This is a genomic window from Azospirillum sp. (genome assembly GCF_050789165.1).
Window position 1 is genome coordinate 12,759 of sequence record NZ_JBOZRT010000140.1, and the last position, 16,795, is coordinate 29,553.

Annotated in this window: 20 protein-coding genes; 9 read left to right on the forward strand and 11 right to left on the reverse strand. The window is 66.9% G+C overall.

Annotation, left to right across the window (positions count from 1 at the left end):
* Positions 1-197 precede the first annotated feature (197 nt).
* Together ACRWK7_RS29510 and ACRWK7_RS29515 are read right to left on the reverse strand one after the other, a co-directional pair.
* Positions 198-485, reverse strand: a complete 288-nt coding sequence (locus tag ACRWK7_RS29510) for a nucleotidyltransferase domain-containing protein (protein WP_431860492.1) — start codon at positions 483-485, stop codon at positions 198-200.
* A gap of 91 nt (positions 486-576) precedes the next feature.
* The gene (locus tag ACRWK7_RS29515; RefSeq protein WP_431860494.1) at positions 577-798 is read right to left on the reverse strand and encodes a helix-turn-helix domain-containing protein; all 222 of its coding nucleotides are present in this window, start codon (positions 796-798) and stop codon (positions 577-579) included.
* 231 nt (positions 799-1,029) lie between these two features.
* Between ACRWK7_RS29515 and ACRWK7_RS29520 the strand changes: the two genes are divergently transcribed.
* Complete coding sequence (locus tag ACRWK7_RS29520) at positions 1,030-2,019, forward strand: tyrosine-type recombinase/integrase (protein WP_431860495.1); 990 nt, start codon at positions 1,030-1,032, stop codon at positions 2,017-2,019.
* A gap of 33 nt (positions 2,020-2,052) precedes the next feature.
* Here the strand turns inward: ACRWK7_RS29520 and ACRWK7_RS29525 are convergent, their stop codons facing one another.
* The 4 genes from ACRWK7_RS29525 to ACRWK7_RS29540 all read right to left on the reverse strand — a co-directional run bounded on the left by ACRWK7_RS29525 (position 2,053) and on the right by ACRWK7_RS29540 (position 7,050).
* Positions 2,053-3,420 (reverse strand): transposase, encoded by a 1,368-nt coding sequence (locus ACRWK7_RS29525; RefSeq protein WP_431860497.1) that lies wholly within the window; start codon positions 3,418-3,420, stop codon positions 2,053-2,055.
* A complete protein-coding gene (locus ACRWK7_RS29530) occupies positions 3,417-4,724 on the reverse strand; it encodes a helix-turn-helix domain-containing protein (RefSeq protein ID WP_431860499.1) in 1,308 nt (435 codons plus the stop codon). The genes ACRWK7_RS29525 and ACRWK7_RS29530 overlap by 4 nt, the downstream gene beginning before the upstream one ends.
* 244 nt (positions 4,725-4,968) lie before the next feature.
* On the reverse strand, positions 4,969-5,358 hold the full coding sequence (locus ACRWK7_RS29535; RefSeq protein WP_431860501.1) for a hypothetical protein: 390 nt from the start codon (positions 5,356-5,358) through the stop codon (positions 4,969-4,971).
* Positions 5,359-5,916: 558 nt separating this feature from the next.
* A complete protein-coding gene (locus tag ACRWK7_RS29540; protein WP_431860503.1) occupies positions 5,917-7,050 on the reverse strand; it encodes a nucleotidyltransferase family protein in 1,134 nt (377 codons plus the stop codon).
* Positions 7,051-7,351: 301 nt separating this feature from the next.
* Here ACRWK7_RS29540 and ACRWK7_RS29545 point away from each other — a divergent pair, with 301 nt between their 5' ends.
* The 3 genes from ACRWK7_RS29545 (at position 7,352) to ACRWK7_RS29555 (ending at position 9,139) form a co-directional block, all read left to right on the forward strand.
* Positions 7,352-7,561: a hypothetical protein gene (locus ACRWK7_RS29545; protein WP_431860505.1), complete on the forward strand. Its 210-nt coding sequence runs from the start codon at positions 7,352-7,354 to the stop codon at positions 7,559-7,561.
* Between the two features lie 685 nt (positions 7,562-8,246).
* On the forward strand, positions 8,247-8,684 hold the full coding sequence (gene parS, locus ACRWK7_RS29550) for a type II RES/Xre toxin-antitoxin system antitoxin (protein ID WP_431860507.1): 438 nt from the start codon (positions 8,247-8,249) through the stop codon (positions 8,682-8,684).
* Positions 8,681-9,139 (forward strand): RES family NAD+ phosphorylase, encoded by a 459-nt coding sequence (locus ACRWK7_RS29555; protein WP_431860509.1) that lies wholly within the window; start codon positions 8,681-8,683, stop codon positions 9,137-9,139. Before parS ends, ACRWK7_RS29555 begins: the two co-directional genes overlap by 4 nt.
* Before the next feature lie 72 nt (positions 9,140-9,211).
* Here the strand turns inward: ACRWK7_RS29555 and ACRWK7_RS29560 are convergent, their stop codons facing one another.
* Positions 9,212-9,418, reverse strand: a complete 207-nt coding sequence (locus tag ACRWK7_RS29560; RefSeq protein ID WP_431860511.1) for a hypothetical protein — start codon at positions 9,416-9,418, stop codon at positions 9,212-9,214.
* A 340-nt stretch (positions 9,419-9,758) separates the two neighbouring features.
* Between ACRWK7_RS29560 and ACRWK7_RS29565 the strand changes: the two genes are divergently transcribed.
* Positions 9,759-9,944 (forward strand): hypothetical protein, encoded by a 186-nt coding sequence (locus tag ACRWK7_RS29565; RefSeq protein WP_431860513.1) that lies wholly within the window; start codon positions 9,759-9,761, stop codon positions 9,942-9,944.
* Between the two features lie 33 nt (positions 9,945-9,977).
* Here ACRWK7_RS29565 and ACRWK7_RS29570 read toward each other — a convergent pair whose 3' ends face one another.
* Positions 9,978-11,144, reverse strand: coding sequence for a hypothetical protein (locus tag ACRWK7_RS29570; protein ID WP_431860515.1), 1,167 nt, complete (start codon positions 11,142-11,144; stop codon positions 9,978-9,980).
* Positions 11,145-11,363: 219 nt separating this feature from the next.
* Here ACRWK7_RS29570 and ACRWK7_RS29575 point away from each other — a divergent pair, with 219 nt between their 5' ends.
* The 3 genes from ACRWK7_RS29575 to ACRWK7_RS29585 all read left to right on the forward strand — a co-directional run bounded on the left by ACRWK7_RS29575 (position 11,364) and on the right by ACRWK7_RS29585 (position 13,294).
* Positions 11,364-12,452, forward strand: coding sequence for a tyrosine-type recombinase/integrase (locus ACRWK7_RS29575; RefSeq protein ID WP_431860517.1), 1,089 nt, complete (start codon positions 11,364-11,366; stop codon positions 12,450-12,452).
* 67 nt (positions 12,453-12,519) lie between these two features.
* Positions 12,520-12,810: a hypothetical protein gene (locus tag ACRWK7_RS29580; protein WP_431860519.1), complete on the forward strand. Its 291-nt coding sequence runs from the start codon at positions 12,520-12,522 to the stop codon at positions 12,808-12,810.
* Complete coding sequence (locus tag ACRWK7_RS29585) at positions 12,797-13,294, forward strand: hypothetical protein (RefSeq protein ID WP_431860521.1); 498 nt, start codon at positions 12,797-12,799, stop codon at positions 13,292-13,294. Before ACRWK7_RS29580 ends, ACRWK7_RS29585 begins: the two co-directional genes overlap by 14 nt.
* A 4-nt stretch (positions 13,295-13,298) precedes the next feature.
* Here ACRWK7_RS29585 and tnpC read toward each other — a convergent pair whose 3' ends face one another.
* The 3 genes from tnpC to ACRWK7_RS29600 all read right to left on the reverse strand — a co-directional run bounded on the left by tnpC (position 13,299) and on the right by ACRWK7_RS29600 (position 16,242).
* A complete protein-coding gene (gene tnpC / locus ACRWK7_RS29590; RefSeq protein WP_431860523.1) occupies positions 13,299-14,651 on the reverse strand; it encodes an IS66 family transposase in 1,353 nt (450 codons plus the stop codon).
* 267 nt (positions 14,652-14,918) lie between these two features.
* Positions 14,919-15,218, reverse strand: coding sequence for a PIN domain-containing protein (locus ACRWK7_RS29595; protein ID WP_431860525.1), 300 nt, complete (start codon positions 15,216-15,218; stop codon positions 14,919-14,921).
* A gap of 55 nt (positions 15,219-15,273) precedes the next feature.
* Positions 15,274-16,242: an IS5 family transposase gene (locus tag ACRWK7_RS29600; protein ID WP_431860527.1), complete on the reverse strand. Its 969-nt coding sequence runs from the start codon at positions 16,240-16,242 to the stop codon at positions 15,274-15,276.
* A gap of 108 nt (positions 16,243-16,350) precedes the next feature.
* On the opposite strand from ACRWK7_RS29600, the gene ACRWK7_RS29605 reads away from it, so the two are divergent.
* Positions 16,351-16,641, forward strand: coding sequence for a hypothetical protein (locus ACRWK7_RS29605; RefSeq protein WP_431860529.1), 291 nt, complete (start codon positions 16,351-16,353; stop codon positions 16,639-16,641).
* Positions 16,642-16,795 lie beyond the last annotated feature (154 nt).

Genomic DNA, 16,795 nt, shown 5'->3' on the forward strand with positions numbered 1-16,795 from the left:
CCAGGCCGCCAGCCCATGGACGCGGTTGGGCCGCAGCCGGTGGTGTAGGGTGCCGCCGACCAGCGACGGCAGGTCCGCGATGTCGCGTGTGGCTTCCTGCATGAGCAGGAGATCCGGCTGCATCAACCGGATCAGGGTGGCAACGTCGCTGGCCGTCGCGCCGACGCGGCGCAGCCGGTTCCATGAGGTGATCCGCATCACCTATCCGCCCCGTACAGCAACACGCCCTCCCGAGCGACGCTGTGCGCCATCGTCCCCGGTTTCCCGCGTTTGGCCTCGTACGCCGAGCGCCGGCAGGCGCGCACGTCGAACAGCACGCCATGATCGCGCAAGTTCTGCCGGAGCCGCTGCAGGGCCACCGGTTCCGGCACGGCGCCATCATCTACGATGACGAACAGGTTGATGTCGATGTCTCCCCCCTGCGCATCACCGCGGGCCAAGCTGCCGATCAGGTACACAGCCTGCGGGCCAGCGAAGGTTGCCAAGTCGGTCCAGACGTTCGGCGAACATGGGCCGGTCCACGATTCTAGAAGGGCCGAGAAGGAGACTGATGTTTCCGGCGGCCAAGCACAGGTTCTAACGCAGGCGCAGGCCGGGTCCGCCACCATTCCGCGGGATGAATTCAATGCCCGCAGCCTCGAGTGTTTGTCGAAGAACGGTCAGTGTAGCGGGTTGTGGTGTAGATCTTTCGTTCTCAAAATTTCTAATAGTTACCGTGCTCACACCGGATCTGGATGCGAGATCTTTCTGAGTCCAGTTAAGTAGGCCGCGAGCGGCTCGGCATTGAGCAGGCAACATGAACCTGCTTTATCAGAAGTACGCGATTGCGCAAAAGGATAAGACGCTTACTCCATCGCGTGCTTTCGAAAAAAGAAAGAACTTTCTATAAAGGAAAGCGTTGTGCATTTGATGGGGTGTTGCACAGGGGACCCTCGGTAATTCCCGCGACCAACCTAGCGCTCCATGCGGCAGGGGTAAGCTGTCCTTGGGAGCGAGAACGATGCTCGCTTGAGTTCTTGGGAGACACACATGCACGCCTACGCTGAGGCATTCCGTGTGCTACTTGATGCTGGCGGACCGAAGCTCGTCACCCCTCCCATTTCTCGGCGAGTCGTCAAAGCGCTCGACGCGCTGTTCCCCGCCTATGCCCCAGCAACACAACGCAATCTGAGGCTCGCGGTCCGCGATTTCCTGGTGTTCTGCATGCACAACGGCAGGCGGGGCTTCCCGGCGACCTCCCGTACCGTCCTTGCCTACGTCACCACTGTGGGTTACCGGCTGGGAGCCGATTCGGTGGCGCAGCGTGTGAGCGCCGTGTGCATCGTGCATCGCACGGCGCGCCTGCCGGATCCTCGGGAGGATCCCGCCGTCGGCCTTGCACTACGGCGGTTAATGCGGGAGAAGCCGCCACAGCACCGGCAGGCGCGAGCGCTCACCGAGACCGAGATTCGGGCGATCCTCAGCATGCCCCCGGCGCGTCTGGTGGACCTGCGTGATCAAGCGATCCTGTTGGTAGCGCGCGATGCGTTGGCGCGCCGGTCCGAGGTGGTCAGGATCAACGTCAGCGACATACAACGCTTTCCGGGCGGCGACGGGTTACTGCTGCTCCAGCGGTCGAAGGTCAGCACCGGCGATCCCCGTCAGCTGGTGTGGGTTTCACCAGAGGCGCTTACGGCTCTCGATCGCTGGATGAACGGCGCTGGGATTGACGAGGGGCCGGTGTTCCGCTCGTTGCACCGAACCGGCAAACTCGGGGCTCGCCTCCGACCCGAACACGTGAGTCGAGCGCTTCGACGGCTTACCGCCGCCGCGGGCCTTGATCCGATCGGCATCAGCTCGCACTCATGCCGGGTCGGGACGGCCCACGATCTGACACAAGCCGGCTTCGCGCTTCCAGACATCATGCAGGCCGGCGGTTGGCGTAATCCGACGCGCGCGCAGCGGTATATTGCGCATCTGGACGCGCGCAGTTCGGCTGTGGCACGCCTGCGAACGAACTCTGCCGACTCTTGCTCTTGACGCTGCTCAGCTCCATGGCCTCTCGCGTGGGGCTCACCATTCCTCTGGTTCGGACCCGAAAAGAATTTCACGGTCAGGGGCTCGTTCCGATGCGTGGCGCGCGGCGCAAATCGCATCATAGGTCCACGCTCCCATCTGGAGGAGGGCAAGGCCACGGAAGGTGGCGAAGCGCCGCTCGGAGTCGGCATCGTCGTCGCCCTTCCGCACGCGAAGGCTGCGCCATAGGGACCGCAGACGCTGATTCATAGCCTCCGTCGGCCCGTTGGTTAGCCGCGAACCAAAGAACGCCAGGATCTCCGGCTCGCGTTCCGCCATCAACGTGATGGGCTTCTCAAAGATCTTGGCAAGAGCCGGCTGCGACAAAAGGGTATGTCGCAGCTGGGCAAGGCGCGCGGCACCCTGGTGCGGCGTGCGCGCGTCATGTATTTGGGCGGCCGCTTCCCTAACGTGATAGGCGAACCATAGTCGAGGATCTTTCTCGCCCCAATCGACGAGGCGGTCCCATTCCGTGTTGGTTAGACGGTGGTAGCGCTTCAGCATGACGGTTTTAGCGCCTTCCAAGGCTTTGCGACCAATTTTTTTCGCCACGCTACCGCGCAGGCGTTCGAGAGCTTTGTCGAACTGCATAATGAAGTGAAAGCGGTCGCAGATGACTTTCGCATCCGGAAACAGATCTATCAGCCTCGGGAGAAATCCGGCAATCACTGGGCAGAAATCCGTCACAATCCGGCGCACGATCGTCCGTCCTGGCATGCCCTCAAGTGTGGTCAGTGCCGCGTTCATATCTTTGGCCGGCAAAATGTCGATGAGATGCGCTTTGCCTGCGGCATTGCTTTTTTCCCCTAATCGCTTTGGCGGCAGACTGACGAGAACAAGACGAGCGACGCGCAAGTAAATTTCATCCACTCCGATGTTGGCTGTAAGTTTGGGAGGAAGACGCCTTTCAGCCTCTGCTACGTAGTCATCAAAGAGCGCGCGGACCGTTTTGGCGGGCACGCCCGTCAAGCGCTCGGTCTCAACGAAAATGCGTCGATGCAGGTGCCACTCGACCAATCGCGCGGTCGCGTCGGTGATCATCCTCGTTGGATGCGCCAGGATGGGAAGCGCCTCGAAAGAGGTCTCGTGCGTCGGGCACCAGTACTCCTTATAGGAGATCCGCACCTTCACATGCGTCCAGCCAATGGGGAGGTGAGTGAAAGTGACGTGGCGGGTGGGGCCACCCTTCAGCTTTTCGCACGTCGTCCCGCTCCCGCATGACGTCGGTTTGACGGCAACGCGCAGGTGCAGGAGGCAGCGCCCCGGCTGAGTTGGGTTGCCGTCAAGTTGCACCGGGGTCAGTGTCATTGGCAGACGGAAGAGGTCCATTAGCGGCCGGAGCGGGGAGTCGGCAGGTGTCGTCATTGGACGGACCCGCTCCCACTGTCCGAGGGCTTTACGGATCTCCGGCCTTTCCGAGGCTTTGATCCGGTAGGCGCGCTGTCGCTGGACACCGAGGGCTGGCGCCTGGCCGGAAGCGGCGGAAGCCAGACTTTCCAAGGGTCTGGGTCGTGGGCGCCGCCTTCGGCCGAAGGCGGCGCGATCCCTTCGGGGGGTGAGGCGGGCGTGCCGGAACAGCCTTTTAGGGGCCGTTGCTCAACCAAATTTCCGTGAAGCCCTGGGGCGCATTTTTGCTTTTGGATTACCCCTTTTGAAGGTGCTTCTTGCGACTCGGACCGGGGTGGACTCGCGAGGTGAGTCGTACCTGGACCGAGGGTGGACTCGCGAGCCTGGAGTGATACGGTCACGCCATCTGTTAGTGTGTCCTGTGGAGGGCTGCCAAAAACTTCGATGAGCTTTTGCAATCGCTGCGTGGTGAGACGGCGCTTGCCTGTCCTTATCAACGCAAGCATGCGCGGACTTATGCCAAGCGCTTCGGCAGCTTGGTTGTTCGACCACTCTTTAATAATTAAGCAGCTCTCGAGCCAACGTCCAAGCGGGCTGAGCGATTCAGTACTTAGTCGCTGCGGGATGGAGCGACGATTGGATCGGTCAGAGTTATTTTGGTCTACCGTAGGTGGCGCAGAGGCGACGTCGAATACCGTGTCACCATCCGCATTGTTGCCGGTATAGAGCTTGTCATTAAATCGCTGGGCATTTGGGAGTGCTGCGGAACCACTCAATGCGTTCATCAGAAGAATAAGTGGATCAAGTCGATTAGCAAGTCTTAGCAAATGCCCGTGTTCAATTAGAGGTACAAGATTTTCTGGGATACCTGCATATCTGCATATGTAAGGCCTGAGCACCTCAGTGAGGCGAGAGACGATATCTTTAGTATCGCACCCGAGAATAGCTGAAAGATGAGATAGTTTTAGAAGCCCACCGTTTGGGTGAGTGGCCAGGATCATAATCAGTACGGACATCTTAACGGGATTCAAATCTGAGAAATCTACGTATGACAACATTGTCACGGCGAGTTCTGCATTGGACAGTGGAGTGTCAGCAATAATCGCTGCCACGCTGGTCGTGCGCTGGGTCTTAGCCTGATAAAGAGCCGCAACTCCGGCAATCAGCGTGTACTCCCCGTCCTCTTTCCCAGGGAAGGATGCGCGATAAACTACCACAGGTGGCAGCTTCCGTGTCGGCGTCACATCCGCTTCCGGAATTCGCTCCGGGCACATTGGATGCACACTGACTGAACCAAGGGGGATTGCCGTCAGCTGGGTCATAGAGCCAATCTCGAGCGCCAAAAATGCTCCCCCGTGTTACTCCAGTCGGGCCGACGCTAGGGCGCGTATAGATGATCGATTTCGCTAACCTTTCGCCAGTTTAAGGCGTGCTTGGGCGTGCTATAATTCGCGGTTTTCGCAAATTTAGCTAAATGCTCTTTTTTGGCTGTAACCCGCATCAATAGCTGTAGCGCCCAACGGGGCATGAGAACGTGGAGGACGGTCCGCTTGAGGGCAACACCCGTCAGGCGTAGGTGCCTTGGCGTAGGTCATCCAGGTAAGCCATCACTGCTTCCGTCTGGTTCGCGCCAACGAGTTTAGCGGCGGTCTGGAAGCGGTACGCTTCAATCGGCTGGTGACGATACCAGAGGAGTGCGCGATCCATGTCTCCGGCCACTTCCGCCGCGCTTTCCAGCAGTTGCACAACGGTGCCGACCGCGTCTTGGACCTTCAGGCTGTGCGGATTGCGCGTCACCGTGTTCCGGTTCACGCCGACCAGTGCGGCAAGCTCATGCACACGCATGCCAGTGAGGGCGAGCAGGCGGCGCGGGTCGAGGTACCGACTCCCTGGTTCGGTTACCGCTTCGACGAAGGGGCCAAGAAGGCCCGGATGGGCTTGCGCCGCGTGGTCCATGACTGGTGTCCTGGTGTCGCACAGACGTCGGCTATTAGAGTGTATGACGTCGAAGCTCCGGCGACAACTCCCGGCCCCGTCCACAAAATGGAAGACAGGAGGCGGCCGTTGCATGACTCCAGCCATTGTGGGTGTGCGAGGGGCGTTGGTGCAGCGAGGTCAGCGCGGACACAGTGGTGAACGCGGACGGAGGTCGGGCGTTCTTGTTCGATCATCCGGTTCAGGACGGTGATCCCGACCGCCGCCTCGGCCGGCTGGCCGGGCAGTGTGCGGGCATGAAGCAGTTCCCAAGGATGGGCTTGTCGCACGCTATGGCGGTTTCCGCCTTTGCCCTTTGGCCACGTGGGACCGGGAACCGGTAGCACACCGTCGATCAGGTCCAGCGGCGAACTGAGCAGCCCCTTGGTTTGGCGCAGCGGCAGATGAAACACCAAACGCACTATGAAGCCGGAACGGAGGGGCACCGAAGGACGTCGTCCTGGTCTGCCGGGCCGACAGCGCGCGGCAGCGCGACCGTGCCTGCGCTGCCGAAACCGCAGCCGGCGTGGCGGCTCTCCGTTACACTCCGTCGGCGGCGTCCTCCTGGCTCGGCGGAACGGTGCCGGCCGTGGCCGCAAAGCCGATGTCCTCCAGGCGGTCACCGGTCTCGCGGCCGGCTGTTTCCAAGGCCTGACGCAAGGCGGCTTGGTGCTCAGGCGGGAGCATGGAACGCCCGTGGATCAGCGCGGCCTGCCATTGCGGGCCGCGGTCCCACGCCTGCATCCAGGCGTCCAGCAGGTCGTGCTGCCGCCGTGTCGCAGCCAGGGCGTCGATCAGGGCGCCGGCCTGATGGAGGTCCTTGTCGCGTTTGGTATGGCCCCGGTGATCCGCTCGTCGGCGGGTGGCGGCAATCAGCTTGTGGACGGCGTAGCGCTCGGGGGCCGGGACACGCACCGCAACGCCGGCCTTGTGCAGCAGGACGCTGCGCACCGGTTCGTGGATCAGGTAGTCCAGGGCGCGCGGCAGCATGGCCGCGGCGCCGCCGGACGCCTGCTCGCCCCGGTGCCCGGCGCCGGCCCGGTCGGGGACGAGGAACTCGACCTCGATGCCCTGCGCCTTGAACCGTGTGGCGAAGCGCCCGCCCGCCTGGTCCGGGACCTCGGTGAAGCTTGGCTCGACGGAGCGCAGGATGTCCAGGAGCGGCGGCAGGCTGTCGTCCCCCAGCAGCGAGATCGCGTGGAACTGCCCCCCATCGATGTCGGTGGTCGTGAGCGTCGGCGCCGGCAGCAGCACGCCGAGCAGCCCGGAGTAGCTCTGATAAGCCGCCGCTCCGACCAGGACGCAGCGCAGCCGGAACGCTCCGGCACGCGCCAAGGCCTCCACCACGTCGCCCACCAGCGGGTCCGGCGCTGGCAGCCCGGCTGCCTTCAGTGCGGTGACCATGCGGCGCCGGGCGCGGAAGTCCGTCTTGATGCGCTGGAACCGCTCGACGCGTCGGGTGATGGCCTCATCGTGCGTCGGGCCGGCGTATTTGACGTACTTGGTCCCGGTCTGGCGGTCGTAGCCGTTGTAATACCAGTATTGCCGCCCGTTGCGCTCCCGCTTTGAAAAGGAGCCGTTCTCCGGATAGATGTCCTCGACGTCGGCGTTGAGGCTGCGCCGCTCGACCTCGGCGAACATCGTCTGGAGGGGCAGGCCGATGGTGTCAGGCATGACGCCACATCAGGCTGTGTTGGCAATCAGCATCGTTTACCAACACAGCGGTCGGACGCGAGGTTCGTGTCGGTAAAATCGTTAGCCGCCAATACGTCGTATCCGGTGCCGTGGCTTCGGACCAGCGGCCACGGTTTGGCGACGCCTGAGGGCGCAGCGTTGCGGGGCGTTCCATCTGTCATGGCTGAGGATCGAGTTCCAAGCCGGCCTCAACAGGGACTATGATATCTAAGAGCCAACAAGGGCGGGGTTTGCCTTGCCGCAACGCTGCGCATCTTACATTGTAATGCATGGAGGCCGAATGCGCGACAAGCATGCACACGACCTTAGCACCGACACCGAATTGCGCCGGCGCATCGAGAAGGCCAACCGCCACCTGGACAGCCTGATGCCCTTGTTCGAACTCGACTTTGTTGATGATGGTTGGCATGGCCGCCTGGAACCCGCCAGCGGTGCAGCCGAGGATGAGGCTCCAAACGCCCCATCTTCACCGACCCGAGGAAGTCTCTGATGGGGAGAAGGCGGAATGAGCGACCAAGAGTATGTGCCGTTTCTCACCCTTATTCGGTGTCCACAGTGCGGGCGCGTTGAGCTGGCAGGATCACCGACGGATAAGGAGTTGACGCCTCAATGCCCCAGGTGCTCGACGCCAACAGCTTTGTTTGAACCCTGCTCGGAATCCGACGTGCCTCTGGGGGTCACACTGAACTTCGTCCGACCTCCCCTTGCGCGTAGCCGGTCGTCATCCGGAGCAAGTGGAGCCTTATCGGCTTCTGTTTGACGCAGGGATTCCGTCAAGCGCTCGGGATCGCCAGAACGGATGTGCACGGGATGGTCCCGAGCAACGCGCCCGCAGCGCGGCATTCTACTCCTGCCAGTTGCGGCCCGGTAGTGTTGCTTGATGATATGGTGGCGAACGGTGTTGCCCTTGAAGGGCATCGACGTGATCGAGCCCAAGAGGAATGGAAGAGCCCCGGCTCACAGTGCCAGACCGTCAACAGCAACCGTCGCCTCGCGGCAATAGGGTTCTCTCAGAGGCTTTCCTGATCGGGGAGTTGAACGGAGAACGCCTGGGATGGGCACGCGTTTCGACCGTTCCCGGTGCCGAACCGCACCGCCGGCCTTGCAGACACGGTGCCTTGACCGCGGTGCCGCAAGATGCCACGTTATGGGTGGCATTTTGTGGGAGTGGGGCGATGGAGAGCGCGCGACTTGTTGAGCGACAACGCTCCGTGGTGGCGGAACTGCTGGGCCTTGAGACGCCGCCCAGCTCTGACCTCGATGCGGTGCACCTGGTCCGCAACCGGCTGCGGCCGCCGGCCATCGCCGCCCTTCAGTCCGTCGGCCTCGACCAGAAGGTGCTGAGCCGGATCATCCCGCGCCGCACGCTGGAGCACCGCCGGCAACGGGGCGAGGCCCTGTCCCTGGAGGAGAGCGAACGCGCCTACCGGACGGCGAACATCCTGGCGCTGGCCGAGGTCGTTTTCGGCAGCCGGGCCAAGGCGCTGTCCTGGATGACCACCCCCAAGCGTCGCTTCGATGGCGAGACGCCGATGGACCTCATCGACACAGAGCCGGGCGCACGGCTGGTCGAGGAAGCCCTGATCCAGGTCGATGAAGGCTATTTTGCGTGAGGCTCTGGCGGATCAGCAACTACGCCGACCTTCAGGGCGTCGGTGGGCTGCGGGCGGGCGGGCGCTGGCACAGCCGGGGACGACCGGTCGTCTATCTCGCCGACTCCGCCGCCGGGGCGTTGCTCGAAGTTCTCGTGCACTTGGAGGTTGCGACACCCGACGCGCTGCCGGACACCTATCAGTTGCTGACCGTCGAGGTGGAGGACACGGTCGTTCCGGTGGACTGCCCACCGCTGCCAGCGGACTGGCCGGCACGGGAGGGCGTCACGCGTGGTGTCGGCGACGCGTGGTTGGCCGCCGGCCGGTCGGCCCTGCTGCGGGTGCCGAGTGCCATTGTGCCGGATGTGCACAACGTCCTTCTCAACCCGCTGCACCCCGATGCCGGCAAAGCGACGATCATCGCGGTGCGGACGGTGCCGTTCGACCGTCGGCTGTTTCCCGGTGTGACACCGTGACCGCGCCGCAGCGCGCGCGGCGGCGACCGCCCGCAAGGCTCTCATCGGGCGAACGGCCGCCTCTCGCGGCCTTCATCCGTGCTGTCCCCACCCCAAACGGATCAGCATGTCGTCGTAGCTGACATCCACCGTTACCACGCGGTTCCACAGCGCGATGACGGTGCCGCTCTCGGTCTCGTGGATGCCGCGTACGGCGGTCAGCGGCGCCGCGTGACGGTACCCGTCGGTGTCGCGGAGGGCCAGGATCCCCCGACGGAGCCCGCTCTCATCCACGTCCATGGCGCTGTCCTCCTGTCCGATGTCTCGCTTGGTCGCGAGCGCTTGCGCACCAGCCGCCAAACAACATGGTCAGCGGTTGGCATGGCGGTGATCTCCGTCACGTCAGCAACTCTCAGCACCACAAAATGTTCCTTGTATGTTCTAAGCTTGCAAGCGCAAAGCGACCGTGCGGCGGTTACTCTGTAGACCGACGCATAAGGGCCGCTTCGGACAGCGGCGCGTCACGGGGGCCACGGGGAGGGTGGGGCCGAGAGCGCCGGTAAGCGGCGCCGCGCGGTCGGATTCCTTTCTCTATTTTCCTCCCCTGCCGCCGAACCGTCCGTGGCGCTACACTGACGTCATGTTCGTGATCAGCCGAGACGCCGCCGACGCCATCCAAGCCGCCTACCGCGAAGGCGGGGAATGGGCGGCTGTGGTCGAACTGCGCCGCCACTTTGCGATCCCCGACAACCAAGCCGCCCGCTACGCGGTGCAGATCATCGCCGGGTGGACACTGGCTCCGCCGCCGGACGCCCCCGAGACGTAAGGGCGCCCCGCATTGTCCGGCCTACGCCGCACTTCACGGTCCCGTTGACCCCTTATTCGTGGCGTGCGCCTTGAGCATGCCTTGCACCCGCTCGATGACGCGGCTCGTGTCGGCGAGCAGGGCGTCGAGGGCGGCGGTGTCGATCTCCAGGCGCTCCAGGCGGGCGGGCACCGCCGGGGGCGGCGGCGGCTCGGTCGCGCTCAGCGGCTCCGGCACGACGATCTTCGGCGGCCGGCCGCGCCGCGCCCCGTAACGCCGCGGGCCCGCCGTCTCGCCGCGGATCCCCTCGGTGCCGGGCAGCCCGTACAGACGATAGGTGGTGCGCCCGGTCACCTCGACCGCCGCCCCGCACGCCACCAGCTCCTCCATCATCAGGCCGGCGCCGCGCACGGAGCAGCCGAGCAGGGCGGCGAGGCGGGCGGGGCCGAGCAAGGGGGTGGCGGCGAGCAGATCGACGGCGGCGGGCAGGCGGCTGGTGGAGCGGCGCTGGCCGATCGCTGCGCGAGCAGCGCGCCAGGCGTGCTCGAGGCGGCGCAGGACCGCGAGCCCGTCCTCGGCCTCGCGCACGAGGCTGCGGGCGAACGCGAGTGCCCAGCCATCCGGGTCGCCCGGACTGTCCGGGCGCAGCGTGTCGGCGCCGGCAAGGAGCGGCAGCAGGATACGGGTCACGCCGGTGGCCTGCAGCGCCGCCGGCAGGGCGGCGCGCACCGCGCCGCGCGGACGGTCGTCGGTGATCCATGCGCGCATCGCCTGGGCGAGCGCCGGCAGGCGGGCGCCGGCGGCCGGCCGGGTGAGCGCCCACAGCGCGTCCTCGACGAGGCGTCGGTGTTCGGGCGCGTCGGTGGTGTCGTCCAGCTCCCGCTCGGGGCGGCGGTCGGCGGCGGCGAGCAGCAGGCCGTACAAGCGCAGCGCGTGGTGCAGGGCGTCGAGGTCGGCGCCGCGCTCCGGCAGCGACGCTGTTTCGAGCGGCCGCAGGCGCAGGCCCTCGATCACGGCGGCGAGCCGGTGCGGCGGGATGCGGAAACCGTCGAGGCCGGCGTGGGCGCGCACCGCCTCAAGGCGGACCCAGTGCTGCCAGGCGGCGAGCAGCGGGTGCCCATCGAGCCTGGCGTCGAGGCGGGCGATGGCCAGGCCGGCGCGCTCGAACGCGGCGGCGCGGGTTGCGGGATCGGGATTTTCGTGGCCCGAGAGAACAAACACGGTCAACACCTTCAGCGCGGCAACGGCGGTTCTTGGGAAACCAAACTAGCAGATAGCTTCAAAGCGGTGAATTCCATTGCAGAAGGTGGAACATGGTCTTTTAGGTCCGATAATGAACCCTTGTCGGACCAGAAAAATCCAGCCAAAATACCCCCTCCGAACCCGCCCGACCGGGGTGGGGGAGGGCCCCGCCACATCCCCCTCCGGAGCCGCGCCGCCATGAGCGACCTCACCGTCATCGTCGAGCCGGACGGGCAGGGCGCCCTGCCCGATGTCCTGCGTCCCGAGGACCGGGAACGCCGCCGCGCGCTCTTCGCCGACGGCACCGCCCCCAACACGCTGCGCGGCTACCGGTCCGACCGCGCCTACTGGGAGGCGTGGCACGCCGCCACCGTCGGCACCCCCCTCCCCCTGGCCGCCGGACAAGCGGTATCGGTCGCCGTCGTCGAGCGCTTCATCCTCGACCACGTCGAGGGGCTTGACCCGCGCGTCGAGGCCGCCCTGCTCGCCGCCGGCATCAAGCGCAAGCCCGGGCCGCACCGCTTGGCCACCGTCGAGCGCCGCCTCGCCTGCCTCGCCGCCATGCACCGGATGCTCGACCTCCCCCCGCCCACCCTCAGCGCCCCGATCCGCGAGCTGCTCAAGGTCACCCGCCGGGCGCTGGCCCGGCGCGGTGTGACTCCGAAGAAGGCGCGGGCGGCGACGCGTGACGAGGTGCTGCTGCCGCTCCTTGCGGTCAGCACCGGCAACGCCACTGAGGACCTGCGCGACCGGGCGCTGTTGCTGGTGGGGTGGGCCTCGGGGGGGCGGCGGCGGTCGGAGATCGTGGCGCTGCGGATTGAGGATCTCGAGGCGGTGGGGGATGACTACGTGCTGACCCTCGGCGTCCGCAAGGCGCGCCAGGACGGCGCCCGCAAAGCCTTCCCGGTGCGCGGCCGCGCCGCCGCGGCGCTGCGCGCCTGGCTGGCGGTGCTGGCGGAGGAGGGGATCGTCGACGGGCCGCTGTTCCGCAAGGTGAGCAAGCGGGGACGGGTGGTGACGATCCGCGGGGCGGACGGCGAGCCCAGGCCGCTCTCCGACCGCACCGTGGCGCGCATCGTCCAGGAGCGGGCGCGGCTGGCCGGCCTCGACCCCGCCGGGCTGTCGGCGCACAGCCTGCGCGCCGGCTTCCTCACCCAGGCCGGCCGCGACGGCGTGCCGCTGCAGGAGGCCATGGCGCTCTCCGACCACCGCTCGCTCAGCGTCGCCGCCGGCTACTACGAGGCCGGCGACGCCCTGCGCAACCGCGCCGGCGACCTGCTGGGCTAGCGGAGGGGGCGGTTGACGGACCCGGCGGTCCGGCCAATCCTGGGGAACGAGCCAAAGGGACACTGGCATGCCGCGCACCGAACGGACCGAGCAGGGCGAGCAGTACGTGCTTCCGGGCGCCGAGCGCCGGACCCTGCCGGGGCTGCCCTACGCCGCCGAGCCTGACGGGCAGCTGGCGCTGCCCTTCTACGAGCCACCCGGCGCGGACGAACTTGTCGACAGTCCGGCTCCCGCCCGTGTCCGCACGGCTCCGACGCCCGCACCTGGTGCCGATAGCGGGCTGTTCGGCACAGGGCTGGCCTATTTCCCGCAAGTCTTTGACGCCGACACGGAGAACGACGGTGATGGAGTCCCATGATTCCACCGACGGGGACGGACCAGCCGATGGTGCGGACCCCTGGGTGGTCTTCGCCATCGTCGATCCCTCCGACCACCGGGTGTTCTACGTTGGCACCCTTCACGGCGCGCGGGCGTACCGGATGGGCGAGCACCCCCGGGTGGACGAGCGGCTGCGGGCGCTGCGTCAGGCCGGGACGGCGCCCGTCTTCGTGGTGCTCGAGGAAACGCGCGGCGGCGCGGCGGCCGAGCGCGCCCAGGTGTTCTGGGTGGAGGTGCTCCTGATGCGGGGCAACCGCCTGCTCAACGAGGGCGGCTACCGGCCGCCGGCGCGCACCGCCAAACCCAAACTCACTCCCGAGCAGCGCGAACACGCGCTGCGCCAGCGCGCGCTGGAGCGTGGCCTGCCGGAGAACACCGGGCAGCCCTGGACAGCTGAGCAGGATGCGGACCTGGCGCGCCTGTACCGCGACGAGGTGATTGCTCACGGGGGTGGCGGCCGGTGAGCGGTCAGGCGACGACGAAGGTGCCGTCGATCAGGTCGCGGACGGCGGTCCAGGCGGACTGGCCTTGGCGGCGCGCGGTTCCGGTGACTGAGCGGTACCCGGCGTGGATGCCCGGCCCCCAGTCGGAGCGGAAGCCGTTGGTCACCTTGCGGAAGACCACGGAGGGGCGGATCTCCTGCTCACTTCCGTTGTTGGTCGGCGGCACGCGGCGATCAGCGAGGAAGACGAAGAACTTGCCGCGCCACGCCTTGATCTGGCGCTGCAGCTCGCGCCCGGCCGGATGGGCGGCGGGAACCCCGACCAGAACGTCGAGGCCGCGCTCGGCCTTGGCGGCGTAAGCGGCGAGCGTGCTGTCCTTCAGGTCCGGTCTTCGTTTGCCAGCCCGGATGGCCCAGCGCAGGTGGTCACGGATCTTCGGCGCCACCACGCTGTCGCCGCAGTCGATGGCGTACTGCACGTCCCGAAGCACATGGGCCAGACAGACCTGATGGATGCGCCCCAGTTCCTGCTGCCCAGCATAGCGGTCCGAGATCCACACTTCGGGCCGATGCTCGCCCAGGACCTCGGCGGCCACCGCCCGGCTCCGGCTGGGGGCGATGGTGTGCAGCACGGCCGCATCGGAATGGAAGACCCACTGCCAGTGCGTCACGCCGTTGACCCGTGTCGTGGTCTCGTCCGAGGCGATGATCGAGGCGCCCAACAGCTTGGCTTTGATCGCCGCACAGGCCGTGTCGAAGGCCGGCCCCAGGCGGCGGAATGCGTTGGCGATGGCGCCCTCGGAGATGCTCAGCCCGAACAGTTCCTTCAGCATCCGCGCCAGGCGCTCGATGCCGATATGATGGCTGTGGTGCAGGTAGGCCAGCAGCGAGCGGATGCCGGGCCCGAACGGCGTGCCCGGCGGCATGGCGGCGGGCGGCTCGGCCCGGTAGCGCCGCCCGCACTGCCCGCAGCGGCCGCCAAACAGCTCGACCCGCGTCACCACCGGGCGGACCTCGGGCAGGTCAATGTGGTCGTAGCGATGCCGGCACCGCTGGGCCGCCGGTGACAGCGCCACCTGGCAATGAGGGCAGCTCTCGGCCAGACGGCGCTCGGTGCGATCAGGGTCCGGGGCGAGCGGGCGGGCGACGCCGGGGCGGGACGGCCGCGGTTTGCGCCGCCGCTTCGCCTTGCGGCTCTCACGCCCGGGACCATCCTGCGACGGCGGAACGTGCGAGTTCGTCGAGGTCTTCTTCGGCTTGCCGACCAGCGCTTCCAGTTCGGCAATCCGCGCGACCAAACGCTCGATCAGCGCCGCCTGCTCAACGAGCAGGGCGTCCTTCTCGGCCTCACTCAGGCGATAGCGCGGCGGAACCGTCATCCCGCTGTTGACTCATGTCCCGCCATGCAACGCAACACCAGATCACCAACCACCCCCAATGCGCGGAGGGCCCAACTGGCGGCACGCCCTCAGCCAGCCCGGTGAGCAATCACGCGACGAGGGCGTGGGGGGCGCCGCGTTGCAGGAGCATTTCCGGCGCACGCGCGGGTCGATCGCCGCCAGGCTCGTGAAGCTGGGCCTCCTCACGGACAAAGCCGACCTCACAGGATGAGGGGCCAGAGCCCAGGGGGACGACGCCCAGCGCGATCACAGGCTCAAGGCATCCTCGAGCATGCCGGCGTTTGCTGGGTTGAAGGGGTTCACCACCCGCACCCCTTCCAGCTCGCGCCCATCCTGAAGATCCTCGCTGAGCAGGAAGCGGGCCCCGGCCCGCCGGGTGACCGCCCAGATCATGCCGTCCCAGAACGGGATGCCATGGTTCCGATGCACCCGCATGGCATCGGCGACGTCGGCAAAGATCGCCTCGCGCACCGGAAAGACGTCGGCCCAGGTGTCTACGTAAACGGCCGCCCGTTCCGGCGCGACGCGGTGCTTGCGGATCGTCACCGGCGTGTTGCAGCGAGGTGAGCTGAGCAAGATATTGCCCCAGCCCCGTTGGTAATCAGGCGACGCGGACAGAGTTCGGGCGTCCGAGGTCGAGCATGCGGTTGAGGACCACGACGCCGATGGCGACCTCGGTGGCCTGCGCCGCGTCACAGTGGAAGCGCAGCACCTCGCCGAGGACGCCCTTCCAGCGCGCCATTTGGCTTTCCACGCCCGCCCGCTTGTTGTAGCCGCTGGCCCGCTGCCACGCCATTCGGCCCTGCTGCGCGATCATCTGGATGTGGCGGTCACGCTGGGTGGGCACGGTCTCGGCGGCGTCGCTGAGCACGGCATCGCGGCGCGGTGGCGCCACCACCGCGGCCTCGGGATGGCGCTCGTGCACGGACGCGTAGACGCCGCTCCGGTCATACGCGCCGTCCCCGGTCAGCGAGGCCACCGGCCCGGCTATCTGATCGAGCAAGGGGCCGACCTGCAAGGCGTCATCGACGCCGCGCCCGGTCAGCGTGGCGGCGACAATCCGGCCGCTGCCCGCGTCCATGCCGATGTGCAAGGCGTGCCAGGAGCGCCGCTTCCTGGTGCCGTGCTTCTCGATCAGCCATTCGCCCGGCCCACACAGCTTCAGCCCGGTGCTGTCCACCAGCAGGTGGATGGGCGCGCCGCTCGAGCGCGGTGCTGAGGGCAGCGTCACCGTCCGGGCGCGGCGCGCGATGGTGGAGTGATCCGGCACCGGCAGATCAAGCCCGAGCAGGTGCAAGACGGAACCGATCAGCCCCTCGGTCTGGCGCAGCGCCAAACGGAACACCGCCCTCAGCATCAAGGCCGTCATGATAGCCAAGTCCGAGTAGTGAGGCTGACCACCCGGTGTGGTACGGGGCGCCGCCTTCCACTGCGCCACCGCCTCGTCGCTCACCCAGACGGTGAGGCTGCCGCGCTGACGCAAGGCCTCGTCATAAGCGGCCCAATTGGTCACGCGCCGCTTCGGTCGTGTGATGTGGTGACGGCGGGCAGCGTTCGCTTTGTAGGGCACGGCCAGGAACCTGAACGGAGGTGGAGCCATGGCCTACGGCATCAGCCCCATCCGTGCAACAGCCCGGCGGAGGAGCTGACGTCCCTGCTGGGCGACGGCGGGCCTGCGGTGCTCACGCTCGCCGCGAACGACGAACGCCTCGCCGACCCGGCGCTTCTGGCGGTTCTGCTGCACGCCCACACGAGGCCGGCCTCCGAGCTTGGCGACGTCAGCGTGACGGCCGTCGCGCTGTCCCTCTACCGCAGTCGGCCCAACATCGGTGCGCCGCCCTTCTTCATCGCCCCACCCGAGGCCGTCGCCGCGCCGGGCGGCGCGGCATCCCCGGAGGCGACCCGGGCGGCGTTGCGCCGTCTGCTGGCGTCCGGGGTCGCCCGTCCGCTGCTGGCGCAACGGCGATAGGCCGTGCGCCGCCGCGGCCCGGCTCAGTGGGCGGCGTCGCCACCGCCCTCGAAGGAGGGCTCCTTGAGGCCGGAGAGCTTAAGCTGCTCGACCAGCGCCGCCTTCAGCCGCTCCAGCCCGTCGGCGCTGAACGCCTCGGCCCGCGCCACCAGCA